The organism is Shimia sp. R9_2, from assembly GCF_017743735.1.
Classification (GTDB): domain Bacteria; phylum Pseudomonadota; class Alphaproteobacteria; order Rhodobacterales; family Rhodobacteraceae; genus Shimia.
The window spans coordinates 65,512-81,319 of the sequence record NZ_JAGHRO010000012.1 but is presented as its reverse complement, the minus strand read 5'-3'; the positions used below and the strand labels follow the sequence as shown (position 1 = coordinate 81,319).

15 protein-coding genes are annotated in these 15,808 nt (G+C 60.3%); 1 reads left to right on the top strand and 14 read right to left on the bottom strand.

Annotated elements, in window-relative coordinates; translation table 11 throughout:
• Positions 1–65 precede the first annotated feature (65 nt).
• The 11 genes from J7400_RS20025 to J7400_RS19975 all read right to left on the bottom strand — a co-directional run bounded on the left by J7400_RS20025 (position 66) and on the right by J7400_RS19975 (position 11,941).
• Positions 66–1,646: an ABC transporter substrate-binding protein gene (locus tag J7400_RS20025; protein ID WP_209065875.1), complete on the bottom strand. Its 1,581-nt coding sequence runs from the start codon at positions 1,644–1,646 to the stop codon at positions 66–68.
• Between the two features lie 194 nt (positions 1,647–1,840).
• Positions 1,841–2,395 (bottom strand): sulfopyruvate decarboxylase subunit beta, encoded by a 555-nt coding sequence (gene comE / locus J7400_RS20020; RefSeq protein WP_209065874.1) that lies wholly within the window; start codon positions 2,393–2,395, stop codon positions 1,841–1,843.
• Positions 2,392–2,898: a sulfopyruvate decarboxylase subunit alpha gene (gene comD / locus J7400_RS20015; RefSeq protein ID WP_247738941.1), complete on the bottom strand. Its 507-nt coding sequence runs from the start codon at positions 2,896–2,898 to the stop codon at positions 2,392–2,394. The genes comE and comD overlap by 4 nt, the downstream gene beginning before the upstream one ends.
• A gap of 22 nt (positions 2,899–2,920) precedes the next feature.
• On the bottom strand, positions 2,921–3,838 hold the full coding sequence (locus J7400_RS20010; protein ID WP_209065873.1) for a hydroxyacid dehydrogenase: 918 nt from the start codon (positions 3,836–3,838) through the stop codon (positions 2,921–2,923).
• Between the two features lie 24 nt (positions 3,839–3,862).
• Positions 3,863–5,311: an NAD-dependent succinate-semialdehyde dehydrogenase gene (locus tag J7400_RS20005; protein WP_209065872.1), complete on the bottom strand. Its 1,449-nt coding sequence runs from the start codon at positions 5,309–5,311 to the stop codon at positions 3,863–3,865.
• A complete protein-coding gene (locus tag J7400_RS20000) occupies positions 5,308–6,306 on the bottom strand; it encodes an aldose epimerase family protein (RefSeq protein WP_348540218.1) in 999 nt (332 codons plus the stop codon). Before J7400_RS20000 ends, J7400_RS20005 begins: the two co-directional genes overlap by 4 nt.
• Positions 6,303–7,388: a Gfo/Idh/MocA family oxidoreductase gene (locus tag J7400_RS19995; RefSeq protein ID WP_209065871.1), complete on the bottom strand. Its 1,086-nt coding sequence runs from the start codon at positions 7,386–7,388 to the stop codon at positions 6,303–6,305. The genes J7400_RS20000 and J7400_RS19995 overlap by 4 nt, the downstream gene beginning before the upstream one ends.
• Position 7,389: 1 nt before the next feature.
• A complete protein-coding gene (locus J7400_RS19990; RefSeq protein WP_209065870.1) occupies positions 7,390–8,772 on the bottom strand; it encodes a hypothetical protein in 1,383 nt (460 codons plus the stop codon).
• Positions 8,773–8,784: 12 nt separating this feature from the next.
• Positions 8,785–9,813, bottom strand: a complete 1,029-nt coding sequence (locus J7400_RS19985) for a tagatose 1,6-diphosphate aldolase (RefSeq protein WP_209065869.1) — start codon at positions 9,811–9,813, stop codon at positions 8,785–8,787.
• On the bottom strand, positions 9,810–10,697 hold the full coding sequence (locus tag J7400_RS19980) for a PfkB family carbohydrate kinase (RefSeq protein WP_209065868.1): 888 nt from the start codon (positions 10,695–10,697) through the stop codon (positions 9,810–9,812). The genes J7400_RS19985 and J7400_RS19980 overlap by 4 nt, the downstream gene beginning before the upstream one ends.
• Positions 10,694–11,941: a cytochrome c peroxidase gene (locus J7400_RS19975; protein WP_247738940.1), complete on the bottom strand. Its 1,248-nt coding sequence runs from the start codon at positions 11,939–11,941 to the stop codon at positions 10,694–10,696. Before J7400_RS19975 ends, J7400_RS19980 begins: the two co-directional genes overlap by 4 nt.
• Before the next feature lie 72 nt (positions 11,942–12,013).
• Between J7400_RS19975 and J7400_RS19970 the strand changes: the two genes are divergently transcribed.
• The gene (locus tag J7400_RS19970; protein WP_209065867.1) at positions 12,014–12,487 is read left to right on the top strand and encodes a tetratricopeptide repeat protein; all 474 of its coding nucleotides are present in this window, start codon (positions 12,014–12,016) and stop codon (positions 12,485–12,487) included.
• Positions 12,488–12,553: 66 nt separating this feature from the next.
• Here J7400_RS19970 and dctP read toward each other — a convergent pair whose 3' ends face one another.
• From dctP to J7400_RS19955, 3 genes are read right to left on the bottom strand one after another with little or no spacing between them, the layout of a single operon-like run.
• Positions 12,554–13,612, bottom strand: coding sequence for a TRAP transporter substrate-binding protein DctP (gene dctP, locus J7400_RS19965; RefSeq protein ID WP_209065866.1), 1,059 nt, complete (start codon positions 13,610–13,612; stop codon positions 12,554–12,556).
• A gap of 35 nt (positions 13,613–13,647) precedes the next feature.
• A complete protein-coding gene (locus J7400_RS19960; protein ID WP_209065865.1) occupies positions 13,648–15,144 on the bottom strand; it encodes a TRAP transporter large permease in 1,497 nt (498 codons plus the stop codon).
• The gene (locus J7400_RS19955) at positions 15,144–15,731 is read right to left on the bottom strand and encodes a TRAP transporter small permease subunit (protein WP_209065864.1); all 588 of its coding nucleotides are present in this window, start codon (positions 15,729–15,731) and stop codon (positions 15,144–15,146) included. Before J7400_RS19955 ends, J7400_RS19960 begins: the two co-directional genes overlap by 1 nt.
• Positions 15,732–15,808 lie beyond the last annotated feature (77 nt).

Below are 15,808 nucleotides of genomic sequence, written 5' to 3'. Positions count from 1 at the left end.
CAAAAAAAAGAAAAACCCCCGCAGCGCAAACTGCGGGGGTTTCTTATTCTCCTAAACCCGCGGGCTTAGTTCATTTCAAAGTATTTGAACTTCGGAGAATCTTCCGGTTCCACGATGGTGCCGACGTTCTCTTTCATGCCCCAGTTCAGCACCTGGTGGTGGATCGGGATATAAAGCTGCTGATCCTGCACAACCTGCCAGATCTCGTTGATCATGCCGTTGCGCTTCTCCAGATCGGTTTCACCGGCCAGCGCTTCGATCTTCGCGTCCAGATCCGCATCCGCAAAGCGGGTTGCGTTCCAGGAGCCATACTTCTCGCCTTTGGAGTGGGCGAGGAAGTTGAAGATATACTCGGAGTCATAGGTCGGAACACCCCAGCCCAGCATGTAGAAATCTGTTTCCAGATTGCTCAGCAGCGGGAAGTGCTGTGCCTTTGGCTTGGCGTCCAGGTTCACCTTCACGCCAATTTTCGCGAGCATGCCCACAGCCGCCTGACAGATCTTCTCGTCGTTGACATAGCGGTCGTTCGGGCAGTTCAGCGTAATGCCAAAGCCATCTGCATAGCCCGCTTCCGCCATCAGCGCCTTCGCGCCTTCGATGTCGGTGGTGGAGGAGCTGTCCATCGCCTCGTTCCAGCCGTTCACAAACGGCGGCGCAATCATGCCCGCAGGGGCGGACTGGCCACGCATCACAACCTTCATGATCGCGTTGCGGTCAATCGCCATGGACATCGCCTTGCGCACGCGCACGTCAGACATCGGGTTCATCCCGTCCACATCGTCATTCACGATGTCTTCCGCCGCCTGGTTCATCCCGAAGAAGATCACGCGGTTCTGTGGCGCTGTGCGCACGTCCAGACCAGCGGTGCTGTCCACACGGCCCAGATCCTGCACAGGCACGTCCTGAATGAAGTCCACCTCACCAGACAGAAGCGCCGCCACACGGGTCGCTGCGTTCTGGATCGGGGTGTAGATGATCTCGGTCACCTGGAGCGGGAACTCATCCTTGCCCCAGTAGTTCTCATTGATCGTCAGAACGGTCTTCACGTCCGGCTCGCGGCTGACCAGCTTGTAAGGGCCGGTGCCGTTGGCGTTCTTGGCTGCAAAGGTGTCTTCGCCGCCTTCATAGTCCTGCACCTTGGTGGCGTTGTTGGCCTCTGCCCAGTCTTTGTCCATGATGAACATGTTGGTCAGGTTGTTGGCCATGATCGGGTTGGGACCGTTGGTCTCAATCTCAATCGTATAGGCATCGGTGGCGCGCACTTCTTTCACAGAGGCCAGCAGCTCTTTGTAGTCAGAGTCTTCGGTCATCGCGCGGTCAAGCGAGAATTTTACATCTTCGCTGTCAAAGGTCGCACCATCATGGAAGGTCACACCTTCGCGCAGTTTGAACACCCAGACGTTCGGATTGTCCGTGGACGGACCCCATTCGGTGGCCAGCGACGGCACCATCGCACCGGAATGATCACGCATCACCAGCGTTTCCATGATCTGGTGCGCCAGCGCCGATGTTGGGCCTTCGTTCTGTGCATGTGGGTCAAGTGTCAGCGCATCACCCGCACGCGCCCAGCGCAGGGTTTCAGCTTGTGCCAGCATTGGCATCGCCACCATGGCAGCGGTCGCCAGCATCATTGTTTTGAACTTCATCAATTTCACTCCCCTGATAAAGTTGGTGGCGCGATGATCCACGTCCACGCGGGAATTATCAAGCCACAACCGCCTCTTATTTCAGCAATTCTGGACCTAAATCGGCCCGACCCAATGAAAAAAGGCGCCAAAATCGGCGCCTCTCCGGGTTTCGGTGAATTTCTATTCAGCCAGTAAATCAGCCAACCAAGCGCTCAGCGCCGGACCTCTTCCATGAAGCGCTCGCGGATCACGATCGGATTGGTCTTGATCACCGGCACCTTCACATTGCCGCTCTCACATTTGGAGACGATGATGGTCATCTCGTCGCTGGCAATCGCCGCCTGCACCGCCGCAGCCGTGTCCTCCGCCGAAACAGTCTGCACATTCTGCGCGCCACAGGCACGGGCCACGGCCGCCAGATCGGTGTTCATGCCTGCATAGGTCGGCTGATCCCCGGTGGAGCCATAAGAGCCGTTGTCGATGATCAACAGCGTGAAGTTGCCTTGCGCGTTGTTGCCAATGGTCGCCAGCGTGCCGAGGTTTGTGAGCACAGAGCCATCCCCGTCAATCGCGATCACCGGCTTGTCCTGCGCTGCTGCCAGCCCCAGACCAATAGACGACGCCAGCCCCATGGTGCCCAGCATGTAAAAATTGGACGGCTGATCGTCCATCGCATGCAGCTCCTGGCTCGGTGCGCCGATATTACAGACCACAAGATGCTCGCTGATGATCGGTTTCAGCGTCTGAAATACGTCATTACGGATCATGCGGAAGCCCTCCAGAAAGATGCATCACAAAGAATGGCGACCGGCTTGGAGGACATCTGGCAATATTCCAGAATGCCCGGCAGCTCGGCCGCATCCTCAGGCTTGTGGAAGTGATAGGTCGGGATGTGCAGCTGGTTCAGGATCGCTTTGGTGTGCAGCGCCATCTCCACCTGACAGGCCACCGGCTCGCCCACTTCCCCGCGATAGGAAATCAGCATCGGCAGCGGGATCTGATAGAACTGAATGAGCGTCGCCAACGTGTTCACCACCACGCCCAGCGCGGTGTTCTGCATCACGATGCAGGGCTTCATGCCGCCCATATAGGCACCGGCACAAAGCCCCATGCCTTCGTCTTCCTTGTTGGAGGGCATGTGCATGATCTCCGAGGTCTCATCGAGCACCTCAATCACGCCCGCCAGCTGTTTACACGGCACCGAGGTGACATAGTCGATCCCCGCCGCCTTCAGATCATTGACGATCTGCTGATCCATTTGTGTGGCCATTGTTCCTCCCTAAACTCAAGCTCTACGCCAACCGGTCAAGCACCAGATCGGCAATCATCGCACTCACGCGCACATTGCTGTCCTGCGTGACCCCCGCGATATGCGGGGTCAGGATCAGATTGCTGACCCCTTTGAAAATCTCTGCCGCATCTTGGGTCAGAGGTTCCGTCTCAAATACATCCAGCGCCGCGCCTGCGATGTGGCCAGACTGCATGGCCGCCACCAGCGCTGCCTCATCTAATACGCCGCCCCGCGCCGCATTGATCACCACCGCGCCCGGTTTCATCTGCGCAAAGGTTTCAGAGTTCATCATATGGCGGGTCTGATCGGTGAGCGGCACATGCAAGCTCACCACATCCGCCTTGGCCAGCATATCGGCGATCTCGCCGCGCTCCGCGTGCTGCCACGCCGGATGGTCGGTGGGCAAAAACGGATCATAGGCAACCAGCGTCATCCCCATGGCGCGCGCCAAACGGCCGGTTTCCTGCGCATTGGCGCCAAAGCCCAGCAGGCCAAGCACACGCCCGCCCGCCTCACGGCCGGAACATTGCGCGCGCGGCCAGTCGCCTGACAGCATCGCATGTTTGGCGTGATAGGCATCGCGCAGCAGGACCAGCGCATTGGTCACCACATATTCCGCCACAGACAGCGTATTGGCCCCCAACGCGGGCATGACCTCCACGCCGCGCGCCTCACAGGCCGCCACGTCGATATTGTCGAGCCCGACACCCAGACGGCCCACACATTTCAGATCGGGGGAGGCCTCCAAGAGCGCGGCGGTGACCTGCGTGCGGTTGCGCACAATCAGCGCCTGTACCCCGGCCATCTGCGCAGGAATATCGCCCTGCGCATCGGCCAGCTCTGGCGCATAGGTGGTGCTGTGGGCTGCTTTGAGCCGCCCCACCGCCGTGTCATCCATGAACTCCGTGATCAATATCATCAGAGGCCTCCTTCCCAGTTTGGCTTAAAGCCCGGCCACGCAGGTGTATTTGGTGATCTGGTAGTCCTCCAAACCCTGGCTGCCGCCCTCTTTGCCCATGCCGCTTTCCTTCACGCCGCCAAAGGGCGCTTCGACGGTGGTGATGAGGCCCGAGTTGATGCCCACCATGCCGTATTCCAGCCCCTCGTTCATGCGGAACGCACGGGCGAGATCTTTGGTGTAGGCATAGGCCGCGAGGCCGTAATCGGTGGCATTGGCCGCCGCCACAGCATCGTCTTCCTCCTCAAACTTGTAGATCGCCGCCAGCGGGCCAAAGATCTCATCGGTGGTGAACTGCATCTCCGATGTCGCGCCGGTGATCAGGGTCGGCTCAAAGAAGGTCTGGCCCAGCGCATGGCGTCCGCCACCCAGCACAACCTCACCGCCTTTGGCTTTGGCGTCGGCAATCATGCCTTCCACCTTTTTGACCGCGTTCTCGTCAATCAGCGGCCCCTGCACCACGCCATCCTCGGTGCCATCGCCAATCTTCATCGCCGCAATCGCGTCTTTCAGCTTGGCCACAAAGGCATCATGAATGCCCGCCTGCACGTAGAAGCGGTTGGTACAGACACAGGTCTGCCCCATGTTGCGGAACTTCGCGATCATCGCGCCTTCAACAGCGGCATCGAGATCGGCATCGTCAAACACGATGAACGGCGCGTTGCCGCCCAGCTCCATGGAGACCTTCTTCACCTGATCCGCAGACTGACGGATCAACAGCTTGCCCACATTGGTGGAGCCGGTGAAGGTCACTTTGCGCACCTCTTTGTTGCTCATGATCGCGCCGCCAATCGCGGGCGCATCGCCGGTGACGATGTTCACAACCCCATCCGGGAAGCCCACATCCTGACACAGCTTGCCCCAGGCCAGACCGCTATAAGGCGTCTGTGGCGCGGGTTTCGCCACCACGGTACAGCCCGCTGCCAGCGCCGGTGCAATCTTGCGCGCCAGCATGGAGCTTGGGAAATTCCACGGGGTGATCATGCCAACCACGCCCACCGGATGGTGGGTCACCAGCAGGCGTTTGTCGTTGCTGGGGGCCGGAATGATCTCGCCTTTGGTGCGGCGGATTTCCTCGGCAAACCAGCGCACATAGGCCGCGCCGATCGCGATCTCACCGCGCGCCTCAAACAGCGGCTTGCCTTGCTCTGCGGTCAGCAGCTGCGCGAGGTCTTCCTGATTGTCCATCAGCGCGTCATGCAGCTTGTGCAGCAGGCCCACACGTTCCGCCAACGAGGTCTTGGACCAGCTTTTGAATGCTTGGGATGCGGCGGCAATGGCGCGCTCGGTTTCATCGTGACCGGCGTTGGGCACCGTGCCCAGAACAGCGCCGGTGGCGGGGTTGGTGATCTCTGTGGTGTCGCCATCATCAGCGCCCACCCACTGGCCGCCAATCAGGTTGGCTTGCTGCATCAATCCGTTGAAATTGCTCATGTCTGACCTTTCGAAAAGACGAACTGCGTATGTTGTTGATAGGTCTCGCCAGGCCGCAGCACGGCCTGTGGAAAATCGTCATGGTGATGGGCGTCGGGCCAGACCTGCGGCTCCATCGCAATCCCGGCATAGGCCCCCATCGGCCGCCCGTCCAAACCGGGCAGTGCGATGTTGATATTTTCCCCATCGTAAACCTGCAAGCCCGGCTCGGTGGTCAGACAACGCATCGTGACCCCGGATGCCGCAGATTTAAGCGTCGCCACCGGGCGCAAAGCCTCCCGCGCGGCGGAGAGACAGAAATTATGGTCCACCGGATGTGCCTGCTGCACCGGCGCGCTTTGGCGGAAGTCAAAGCCGGTGCCCGCAACAGGTGCCTGCGCGCCGGTCGGGATCAACTCCGCATCCACCGGCAGATAGGTCTGCGCGGCAATATCAAGACTGTGGTCTGAGATCGTCTCTGCACTGTCGAGCTTGAAATAGCTGTGATGCGCCAGACTGCAGAGCGTGGTCTGATCCGTCTCGGCACTCATGCGAATGTCCAGCACGCCCCCCTCAAGCAGCGCAAAGCTCACCCGCGCGGTCAGGCTGCCGGGAAAGCCCATATGGCCGTCAGGCAGCGTGATATGCAAGGTGGCGCTGTCTTCCGCCTCTGCCACAATCTCCCAAAGCCGCTTGCCCATGCTGTCCGCCCCACCATGCAGCGTGTGCTTGCCGATGAAGTTGCGATCCAGCTGATAGCTCTGCCCGTCAAGCTCCAGATGCCCGCCCCGAATGCGATTGGCGAACCGCCCCGCCGTGGCCCCGAAATAAGGCGAATGGGTCAAATAGGGCGCAAATTCAGGAAACCCCAGCACCAGCGGCGCGTCATGGCCCGCAAGCCGCAAATCCTGCAACACCGCGCCATAGGTCAGCAGATGGGCGGTCAGCCCGCCACCCTTAAGCGTGATCCGATGCACGGCGCTGCCATCCAGCATATGGCCCCAAACTTCGCTCACAGGGTCACCGCCTGCCCGCTGCGCGCGCTTTCTTCGGCCGCTTCGCCCACGCGCACCGACCACAGCCCATCCTCAAGGCTCACTTCGGGTTTCCCTTGCCCGCTCTGCACCAGATCGCGGAAACGTTCGTGCTGGAAATATGTAGAGCCATGGTGATCGCCCGCCTGCAGGACCTTTTCATCCACCTCGACCTCCTCGCGCACCACCTCTTTGGTCGCGCGAAAGCTAATCTCCACCTCGCTGTGGCGCTCTTTGCCGTCATGGGTGAACCGCGCTGGCCCCGGCACTTTCGCCTCCACCCGCGCCCTTTCGCCGGTCACGGCAATAGTCTCCTGCCAGTAGGAGCCTTCCGCAAACATACACAGATCCAGCATCCCGCGCGCTCCATTGGCAAATTCCACTGTGACAAAAGCATTGTCCAGAATATCCGGCGTGCGGCCGTCATAGGCCTCATCCAGATGGTTCACATCCACACCCGCGCTGGCATAGACCCGCACCGGATCGCTCTGCAACGTCAGCCGCATCAAATCCCAGAAGTGGCAGCATTTCTCCACCAATGTGCCGCCCGTGCGCGCGTTAAAACGATTCCAATCGCCAACCTTTTCCAGAAACGGAAAGCGATGCTCGCGGATCGCCATCATGCGCGGGCTGCCCACGGTCCCATTGCTCAACTCCTTCAGCAGGCGCTGAACCGGCGGCATATAGCGATACTCCATCGCCACCCAAACCGGCGCCGCCCGCCCCTCTGCTTTTGCCAAAACATCCGCGCAATGCGCCGATGTGGTGCACAGCGGCTTTTCCACCAAAATCGGGTGCGGTGTCTGCAGCACATCCAGCAGGATTTCATGATGCGTGTCATTGGGCGCGGCAATCAACAGCGCATCCACCAGACCGGACCCCAGCATCTCTTTATAGTCACCAAAGGCCTTGGCCGTTCCGCCCGAGCTGTCCACCGACAGCTGGCGCATGCCCGCATCCGGGTCGCTCACTGCTGTCACCTCACAACCCTCTAGCAGGGTGAGGTTGCGGATGTGCTCCTGCCCCATCATGCCTGACCCGATCAGGCCATATCGTATCGTCATCTTAAATCTCCAAAAGCGGCAGCCCCATGGCCCCCGCAGCGCCACGCAGGGCGTCCCGATGATCGCCATAGGCCAGCGCCATATGATGCTCGAGCCCGCTCGCGATGATATCGCTCAGCACATCACCCGCCCCGCGCCCAAAACGCAAGACCCCGGAGGTGCCGGTAAAGGCCATTGGCCGCGTGAGCATCATGGCATGGCTCAAAACCATATGGGGCCGCCCATGCGCCTGACTGATCCGCATCAGCGTGACCTCACCGGCCTTCAGCGGAAACTGATAGAGCAGCGGCTGTTTGCGGTTGGTGTGAATTGTTGCCTCAGCCGCGACACCCGGTTCGATCATCGAAATCGGGGCCTGCCCGCAGTGCCAGACCACACCGGTGTCATCATCCGCGTCCATATCCACCAGATCGGTCAGAAACACCGGCGCATCCGCCGCCGCCGACAAAACCATCTGCGTAAGCGCGCCGTATACATCTGCTTCACAGGCACAGGGCACCCGCGCCTCGCCCATCATCGATGCCGGACCACAGACCGCGCCGCCATATTCGGTGAAGGTCTCCGGCCAACACCGAATGGCAAAGGCCCCGTAGCCGCCTTTTTCCTTGAGCGTATCCAGCCCCACTTTCAGGCGCAGGGAGCGGTCCAGCTCTTCCGGGTCCACCTCATCCAGCCCCGACAGCTCCGCATCCGCCTGTTTGCGCACTTCGGCGGCGGCCTCGGCAGGCACAGCGCGGGCCAGATCAAACAGATCCTCCAGCGCCAGCTCATCCACCTCAACACCAGACAGCGCCTTCATATCCGCCTTGTCATAGGCGCAGGTGTCAAACCCCGCCGGATGCTCGCCAATCCGCGCAATCCGCTGCCCGTTGACCGCTTTGGCAATCGCCCGGCCCGCCTCCGTGGCTTCCGGCACCGCGCCCAGCGTCAGCTTGCCCGAAGGCCGCCCGCCCGCGAGCATGGCGGTCAGGTCCGCCGCCACATCGCCTGTCGGGTCCGCATAAAGCCAACCAAAGGCACGGTTATTCAGACCCAAGGCATGGCTCGCCAGATTGAGCCCACAGAAGGAGTTCAGCCGCAGCCGTCCCCCCAACCGAGGTTCTGGGATCGACCAGATCGACAAAGGCTGCGCAAACGCCGCGCCAATCGCCACGGTCATGGAGGCGTCAGTAAAGGTGACCTGCAGGATCATCACCTGATCCACCTCCGCAGCCTTCAACGCCGCAATGCCTGCCTTGGTCGCCACCTCGTCAAACAGCAGCTCACGCGGGCCAACGATCTCATGGCCGGTAGCGTCGAGCGCGGCCAGCATCGCGGTTAGGTTTTCCTCTGCAAAGGGCACGTCAAAGGTGGGACGCCCCAATGGAAGAATGCCGAGTTTCATGCGCTTAAGCCCTCAGATGTCTGCGTAACTGTTGCGGAAGCTGGCATCATCGGCCAACAGCCGCGCGCCGCCGTCACCATAACAGCTGTGCTGCGCCCAGTTGGCCGCCTGCGCATCCGCCAAGGCAGAGATGTCTTTCATGTAATCAACCGCATCGCCCTCAAGCCCGGCGCGCACGGCGTCCCAATCCGGATAGGCGTTGAAGGCATCGAGCCAGATCGCCCGCCCCGCGAGAAAGCCGCTCGCGCCCGCTTTGAACGCATGCTCCAGCACATTGCGGAACTCCGCCTTGCCAGCCCCCGCCGACAGCATCACCCATGGCCGCCCGGCAAGCTGCCCCATCTCGTCAAACACCGCCTGCACCTCAGCAGAGCCATCCGCATCCGCCGCATTCACCGGGCTTTCCAGCTTGAACACATCCACGCCGTAGTCCGCCTTGGCAAATTCCTCGACCGATTTCAGAACGTCATCAGCCTTCTTGCCCTTCATCTCCACGTATTCCTTGGTCTGATACGCATCCGCCGCCAGCGGATAGACCAGCAGCTCAAACAGAAACGGAATGTCATATTTTGCACAGGCTTGGCCCACCTGCTTCACGTAATCCTTCTGCGCCTGATTGACCTCATCAGAGGCATCCGGCCGATACCAGGCCAGCACCTTCACCGCGTCACCACCCATGCGCTTGATCTTGCCCACCGACCAATTGTCGATGCTGTCAGACAGCCGCCCACCGGGGGTCTCCTTGAAAAGGCTGTCCTCCAGCGTGACCACCAGCCCCTTGTGCGGCAAGAGCGCATCAAAGCTGTAGGGAATGGCATAATGCGGGTCGAGCAACATCGCGGTGGAATGTCCTTGAAGCGTCTCCACCAACATGCCTTTGAACTTCGCGACCTCCTCCCACGGCGCGGTCTCCACCCCGTGATGTTTCGCAATCGGGCCCTTGATCGGCGGGCGCTGATCTACGGCGGTCATCTTGTAAATGCCGTTCTCATCGGCCATGCGGCGCATGCCGCTCAGCTTGCCGGGTGTCAGGGAAATCATACCTTCGTCTCCTTAAGGAAGTCGTTGAGCTGAGCGCGGCTCGGAGCCCCGGCCCGCCCGCCTTTTGTCAAACATTTCAGGGCCGCCGCGCCGTTTGCGTGACGGATTGCCTCTTCAGCGCCCATACCCTCTGCAAGCATCAGCGCAAAAATGCCGTGCCAGACGTCGCCCGCACCCAGCGTATCAATCGGGATGATCGGGAAGGCCGTCACATGGCGCACCGCATCGCCTTCGGTGAACCAAACGCCATCCGCGCCGTCGGTCACACAGACCCAGCAGCCGTGTTCTTCCGCGATCTGTAAAAGCGCGTCTTCGATATCGGCTTCCTGATAGAGCGAGCGCAGCCCCTGCATCGACAGCGCCACATGGCTTGCAGCCCCCATCAGCGCCGGATCAATCGGCGCTTCGCCGTCCAGAATACCGGGAATGCCGCGCGCGCGCGCCAGCTCCAAGGCCGCCAGCGCCGCATCCACCCGCCGCGTGTCCGTCAGCACGGCACCCAAATCAGTGAGGCCGTCAAACCAGTCGGTTTTCAGCGCCAGCCCCGCCCCGCGGAAATTCACAATCTGACGTTCGCCCTGCGCGTCTATCAGCACTGAGGAATAAGAGCTCTGCGCCCCCGCCGTGCGCGTCACGTGGGAGACATCCACGCCTTCGCGCGCCAGATCGGCCACGATCATATCGCCGATGCTGTCCTCCCCCAGCCGCGCGCCCAGCACAGCCGCGCCGCCCATTCGCGCAATCGCCACGGCGGCATTGGCGGCACAGCCCCCGCCCACGATATCCGCCTCTTCGGTGCCGTATTTCTCCGCCCGATTGGGCAAAGCTGGCAGGTGAAAGACAAAATCCACCACCGCCGCGCCGACGCACAGAATCCTGCTCATTGAGGCACCTCCAGCCCGCTTGGCACGCTGTCCGGCACGCCCAGCCGCCCCTTGATGCTCTCCGTCCCCGTCAGTGCATGCAAAAACGCCACGATCTGCGCCACCTCTGCATCATCCAGCTCAATCCGCTCGATATCGGTGCGCGACGCCAAACGCGCCCGCTCCCGTGTGTCAGAGAACGCCAGAAAATCCACCTTCGCCAGCCACGGCACCTCCGGCAGCACCGCATTGTCCTTTTCCCAAGCCTCAAAGGCGCCGCGCGGGTCCATGTGATGGCGCACCATGCCCTCAAGACTGTCGTAGGCTCCGTTGTGGCCATAAGGCGCCGTCAACGCCACATTGCGCAGCGCGGGCGTGCGGAAACGGTAGGCATCCTCCAACCGGTCAGACGCCCCCATGCGCCCCACGTCGCGCACAATCGGATCCCATTGCCGCGTCTTTCCCGGCCCAAAATGCGGCAGCATCAGCGCGTGAAACTTCTGATCCGTCATCAGCGGCCCCGCATGACAACTGCTGCACATCGCCTTGCCGTAAAACAGATCCATACCGGCCTTTTGTTCGGCATTCAGCGCCGCCGTATCGCCGTTCAGATAGGCATCAAACGGGCTGTCATAGCTCTTGAATTCCGTGCCTTCAAAGGCGGCCAAAGCGTTGACAATATGGGTGATATTGATGTCGAGCGCCTGATCCACATCGTCATAGGCGGCGATGAACATCTCCGCATATTCCGGGATGATCCGCACCCGTTTGGCCACAATCGGCCAGACATTGTCGATCCGGTCATACACCGCCCCTGCGATCTGGTTTTCCTTCGGATTGCCCGCCATCTCAAACTCGGCCGTCATCGGAAACAGCGCTTGGGCTGCAAGGATCGAATTGAGCCCATCCGGCAGCCATTCCTGTGCCGGGCTGTCAAAGCCGGTCTCGTAAATATCGCTCACCGACAGGCGGCCGTCGTGAAACAGAATGTCGATCTCTTTCGCCGCCAGATTCCACAGCGCGGGCGCATTGCGCGGGATGCGTTTCACAATCCGGCTGTCGCCTGTGCCCGGCGTCCGCTCCCGCCCCAGCCCATCGCCACCCTCGCCAATCCCAAGGCTCAGCCCGTCGCCAGAGCCAAGCTCCGGATGGTGGCAGGTGGCGCAGGCAATGTTGCGGTTGCCCGACAGGATCGGATCAAAAAACAGCAGCTGCCCGATCTTGGCCTGACGCGGATCAAACTGGATGAAATCATCCTCTTGCAACGGCTGCGGAAGCGGGCTCCCATACGCGGGCGCACACGTGAGAGCGCCAAGAACTGCGATGAGGGAGAGAGAATGAAACGCTTTGTTTTTGCTGCACTTTTGGCTAGCACGACACCCGCTTTGGCCGAGATCGAAACCGGCCGGGATTACATGGATGCCAAAGAGTACACCAAAGCGATGCAGGAGCTTCTGCCAGCCGCCAACAGCGGCAATGCCGAAGCCGAGGAATTGATTGGCGTGATGTATGCGCTTGGGCTGGGTGTGGAGCGTGATGACGTCCGTGCATTTGAGTGGTACCTGCGCGCCTCGCTCAAGGGCCACGCCGGCGCGCAAAGCGGCATCGGCTGGTACTACGAGGTCGGCCGGGGCATGCCCGCGCCCGATCTCGTGCGCGCCTACATGTGGTACACACTTTCCGCGATCGGAGGCGATCCTGATGCGGCCATTTCCCTTGAGGAAGTGGTGAAAAAGATGACGGACGAGCAAATTCAAAAAGCCCATATTCTGGTGGATGACTACCGGACCTGGCTCTATCCATTCCGGTGATTTTGGGGTGTCGGGCCGCGGCAATCCTGCGTCGGCCCGACACCAATCTTGCGTTAGATCAATACCTTAGTTCAGGTCAGACGCCATACCAGCTTCGATATCCGCCTCAGCTTCGGCCACCGCAGATGTCAGCGCGTTAAAGATCTCATCGCCACCTTTGATGTTGCCTTTGAACCAGTCATAAACCGGTGCGGCAGCCTCTTTGAACGCAGCCTTTTCCGCAGGTGTCGGCACATAGAGATCCCCGCCACCGGCGACAAAATCTTCATAAGCTTTGATCGACTTGCGCTTTGGTGAGGCAAAAGTCGCCTGCTGCAACGCGGAGAAGCCATCCACAACCACACGGCGCATGTCTTCTGGCATGCTGAGGAATTTCTGGTTGTTCATCCACCACAGCGCACCCATGTAGGCGTGCCCATCCAGCGTCACATACTGCAGGCCCGCATCCGGGAACTTCATGCCCATGATGTCGGTGATGCCGTTTTTGGAGCCTTCAACCACACCGGTCTGGAACGAAGTGAAGAGCTCAGGCCATGGGATCGGGGTTGGGGACGCGCCCAGCGCACGCACCAGCTCCTGCGGCAGGTCGGCCACCACGGTGCGGATCTTCAGGCCTTCCATATCAGATGGGGATGCCACGCGGCGTTTGGTGTTGGCAAAGTTGCGCCAGCCGCCGGTGTTGCCGATGGTCATCAGACGAATGCTGTCTCCGGAATCCGCCAGCGCCATCTCGCGCATTTTGCGGGTGAAATCGCCCGCCAGAACGGTCTCTGCAATGCGGTCATTGGCCATCAGATAGGGCAGGTCCAGCACCTGCACATAGGGGAAGATGCCCGACGCGCCGCCGGAGGTGGAGATGTAGACATCAATCGTGCCGTCAGCCACGCCCTGCAGACATTCCGCCCCCTTGGAGCAGAGCTGCGTGCCGATGAACAGCTCAACCTCGATGGCCCCGTTGGACGCGCTTTCCACAAAGTTTTTGAACACCACGAGGCCGTCATAATCCTCGTCGTTTTCATTGGAGTTGGCGGTCGCGCGGATCGTGTAATCCGCCGCCTGCGCGGCGATCGCGCTGCTGGCGACCAGCGCGGCAGTCGCCACCGCTTTAAAGGTTTTGCTGAACATAATTATCCTCCCTGATATCGTTCAAGCTTTTGATGTTACTGCACAAACCCTGTTAATCTTGGAATTGTCATGGAAATGGCAGGCACATAGGTAATGAGGAAGATCACAAAGACCTCCACTGCGAGGAACGGTAGAATCGCCTTGGCGATGGTCTCCACCCGCTCCCCGGAAACCGAACTGGCCACAAACAGCACAAGCCCCATCGGCGGCGTCGCCAGACCCACGGTCAGGTTGACGCTCATGATGATAGCGAAATGCACCGGATGCACACCCAGATCGACAAAGATTGGCCCCAGAATTGGCCCCAGAATGATGATCGCCGGCCCCGCATCCAAAAACATGCCCACCGCAAACAGCAGCACGTTGATCAGGAACAGCAGCACCAGCGGGTTTTCCGACAGGCCCAAAATAAAGCCCGCCATGGTCTCCGGCGCATGGCTCAGGGACACCACGGTCTTAAAGGCCACCGCCGCCCCCACCAGAAGCAGCACAGTCGCACTTGCCAGCCCCGCGCGCATCAGAATGCCCGGCAGGTCGCGCACCTTCAGCAGGCGCAGAATGAACAGCCCGACCACCAGCGCATAACCCACTGCGACAGCAGAGGCTTCGGTCGGGGTGAACACCCCCACCAGAATACCGCCCAGAATAATGATCGGCGTCTGCAGCGGCACCACCGCCTTTTTGCAGATGATACGGAAATCCGCGCTCACCGTTCTGCGAATGCGCAGCAGGATCACATGGGCGATCGGCAGGAACACAAGGAACACGAGCCAGCCGTTCACCGCGATGTTCACCCCGGAGGAGGCAAGAATAGCCGCAATCGCCGAGTACAAACCAAAGAGCACACCGGCAAAATTGATCCGCAACAGCACAAAGCTGAAACCGGCTTCGGTCTTGCTAATGGTCTGCCCGGCGGTCACGATCCGCTCCGCCTTGGGCAGGTCGTATTTGTCCGCCATCAGGCGCACCATCACCATCAGGCCGACGCCCACCAGCACGCCCGGCACGATCCCCGCAAGGAACAGCGCGGCCACGCTCTCGCCCATGACATAAGCGTAGATGATCATGATACCCGAGGGCGGGATGATCGGCCCGATCACCGAGCTTGCCGCCGTGATCGCCGCCGCAAATTTGCGCGAATAGCCGTTCTTCTCCATCGCCGGAATGAGCGTGGACCCCAGCGCCGATGTGTCCGCCACAGCCGATCCCGACAGGCCCGCAAACAGGATCGAGGACAGAATGTTCACATGCGCCAGCCCGCCGCGCAGATGCCCCATCAGGGCTTGGGAAAACTCCACGAGGCGTGTGGTAATACCGCCCCGGTTCATCAACTCACCTGCAAGCACAAAGAACGGCAGGGCCATCAGCGGAAAGCTGTCCATGCCGTTGTAAACATTGCGATACAGCAGCGCGATGTCCCGCTCCTGCCCATTGAGCCACAACAGCAATCCGGGTGACAGCAGCAGCGCAAAAAACACCGGCAGGCCGATCATCAGGAAGATCAGGAAAAGCGGTAGAAAAAACGCCAGCATCAGTCCGCCGCCCCCATGGCCATTGCAAATTCATCGGTGTCAGGAAGCTCGGTTTCTGGGCTGATCAGCGCCATAATCGTGCGCAGGATCAGTTCTACGGTGACCACACTCAGCATCACCGCGCAAAACAGCAGTGAGCCGTACATGTAGCGCAGCTTGATCTTGAAGCCCTCGCCGCCAACCCACTCAAGCGGCACGCGCAGCGAAGAGCTGTCAAAGTTGCCGCCAAAACCAAACGTATGCGCCTGACCGTGCTGCACCGCGATCATCAGCACCGCAAAGGAGAAACACAGCAGCACCAGATTGAGCACCAGCCCCGGCACCCGTGACAGCATGTTGGGCAGCGTATCAATCGCCACAAACCCGCCCCAACGCATCGCCGATGGCGCCATCAGACCAACCAGCCACAACATCAGAAACCGCGCCGCCTCATCCGGCCAGGCCAGAGCGTTGTTTAGCACATAGCGACAGAAAACCTGTGTCAGAATCACGATGACCATCAGCGCCAGCGCCAAAGCCCCCAGACGTCTGCACAGGCGCAAAATGTGGGTATTAACCCACGCCAAAGGCCGTAAGACCAACATCATTGCGATATATCCTCCCAAAAATATCGCGCCGAAACCACATTTCTATCGAAAGTAATTTCGTTTTTTTCGATTAGGTC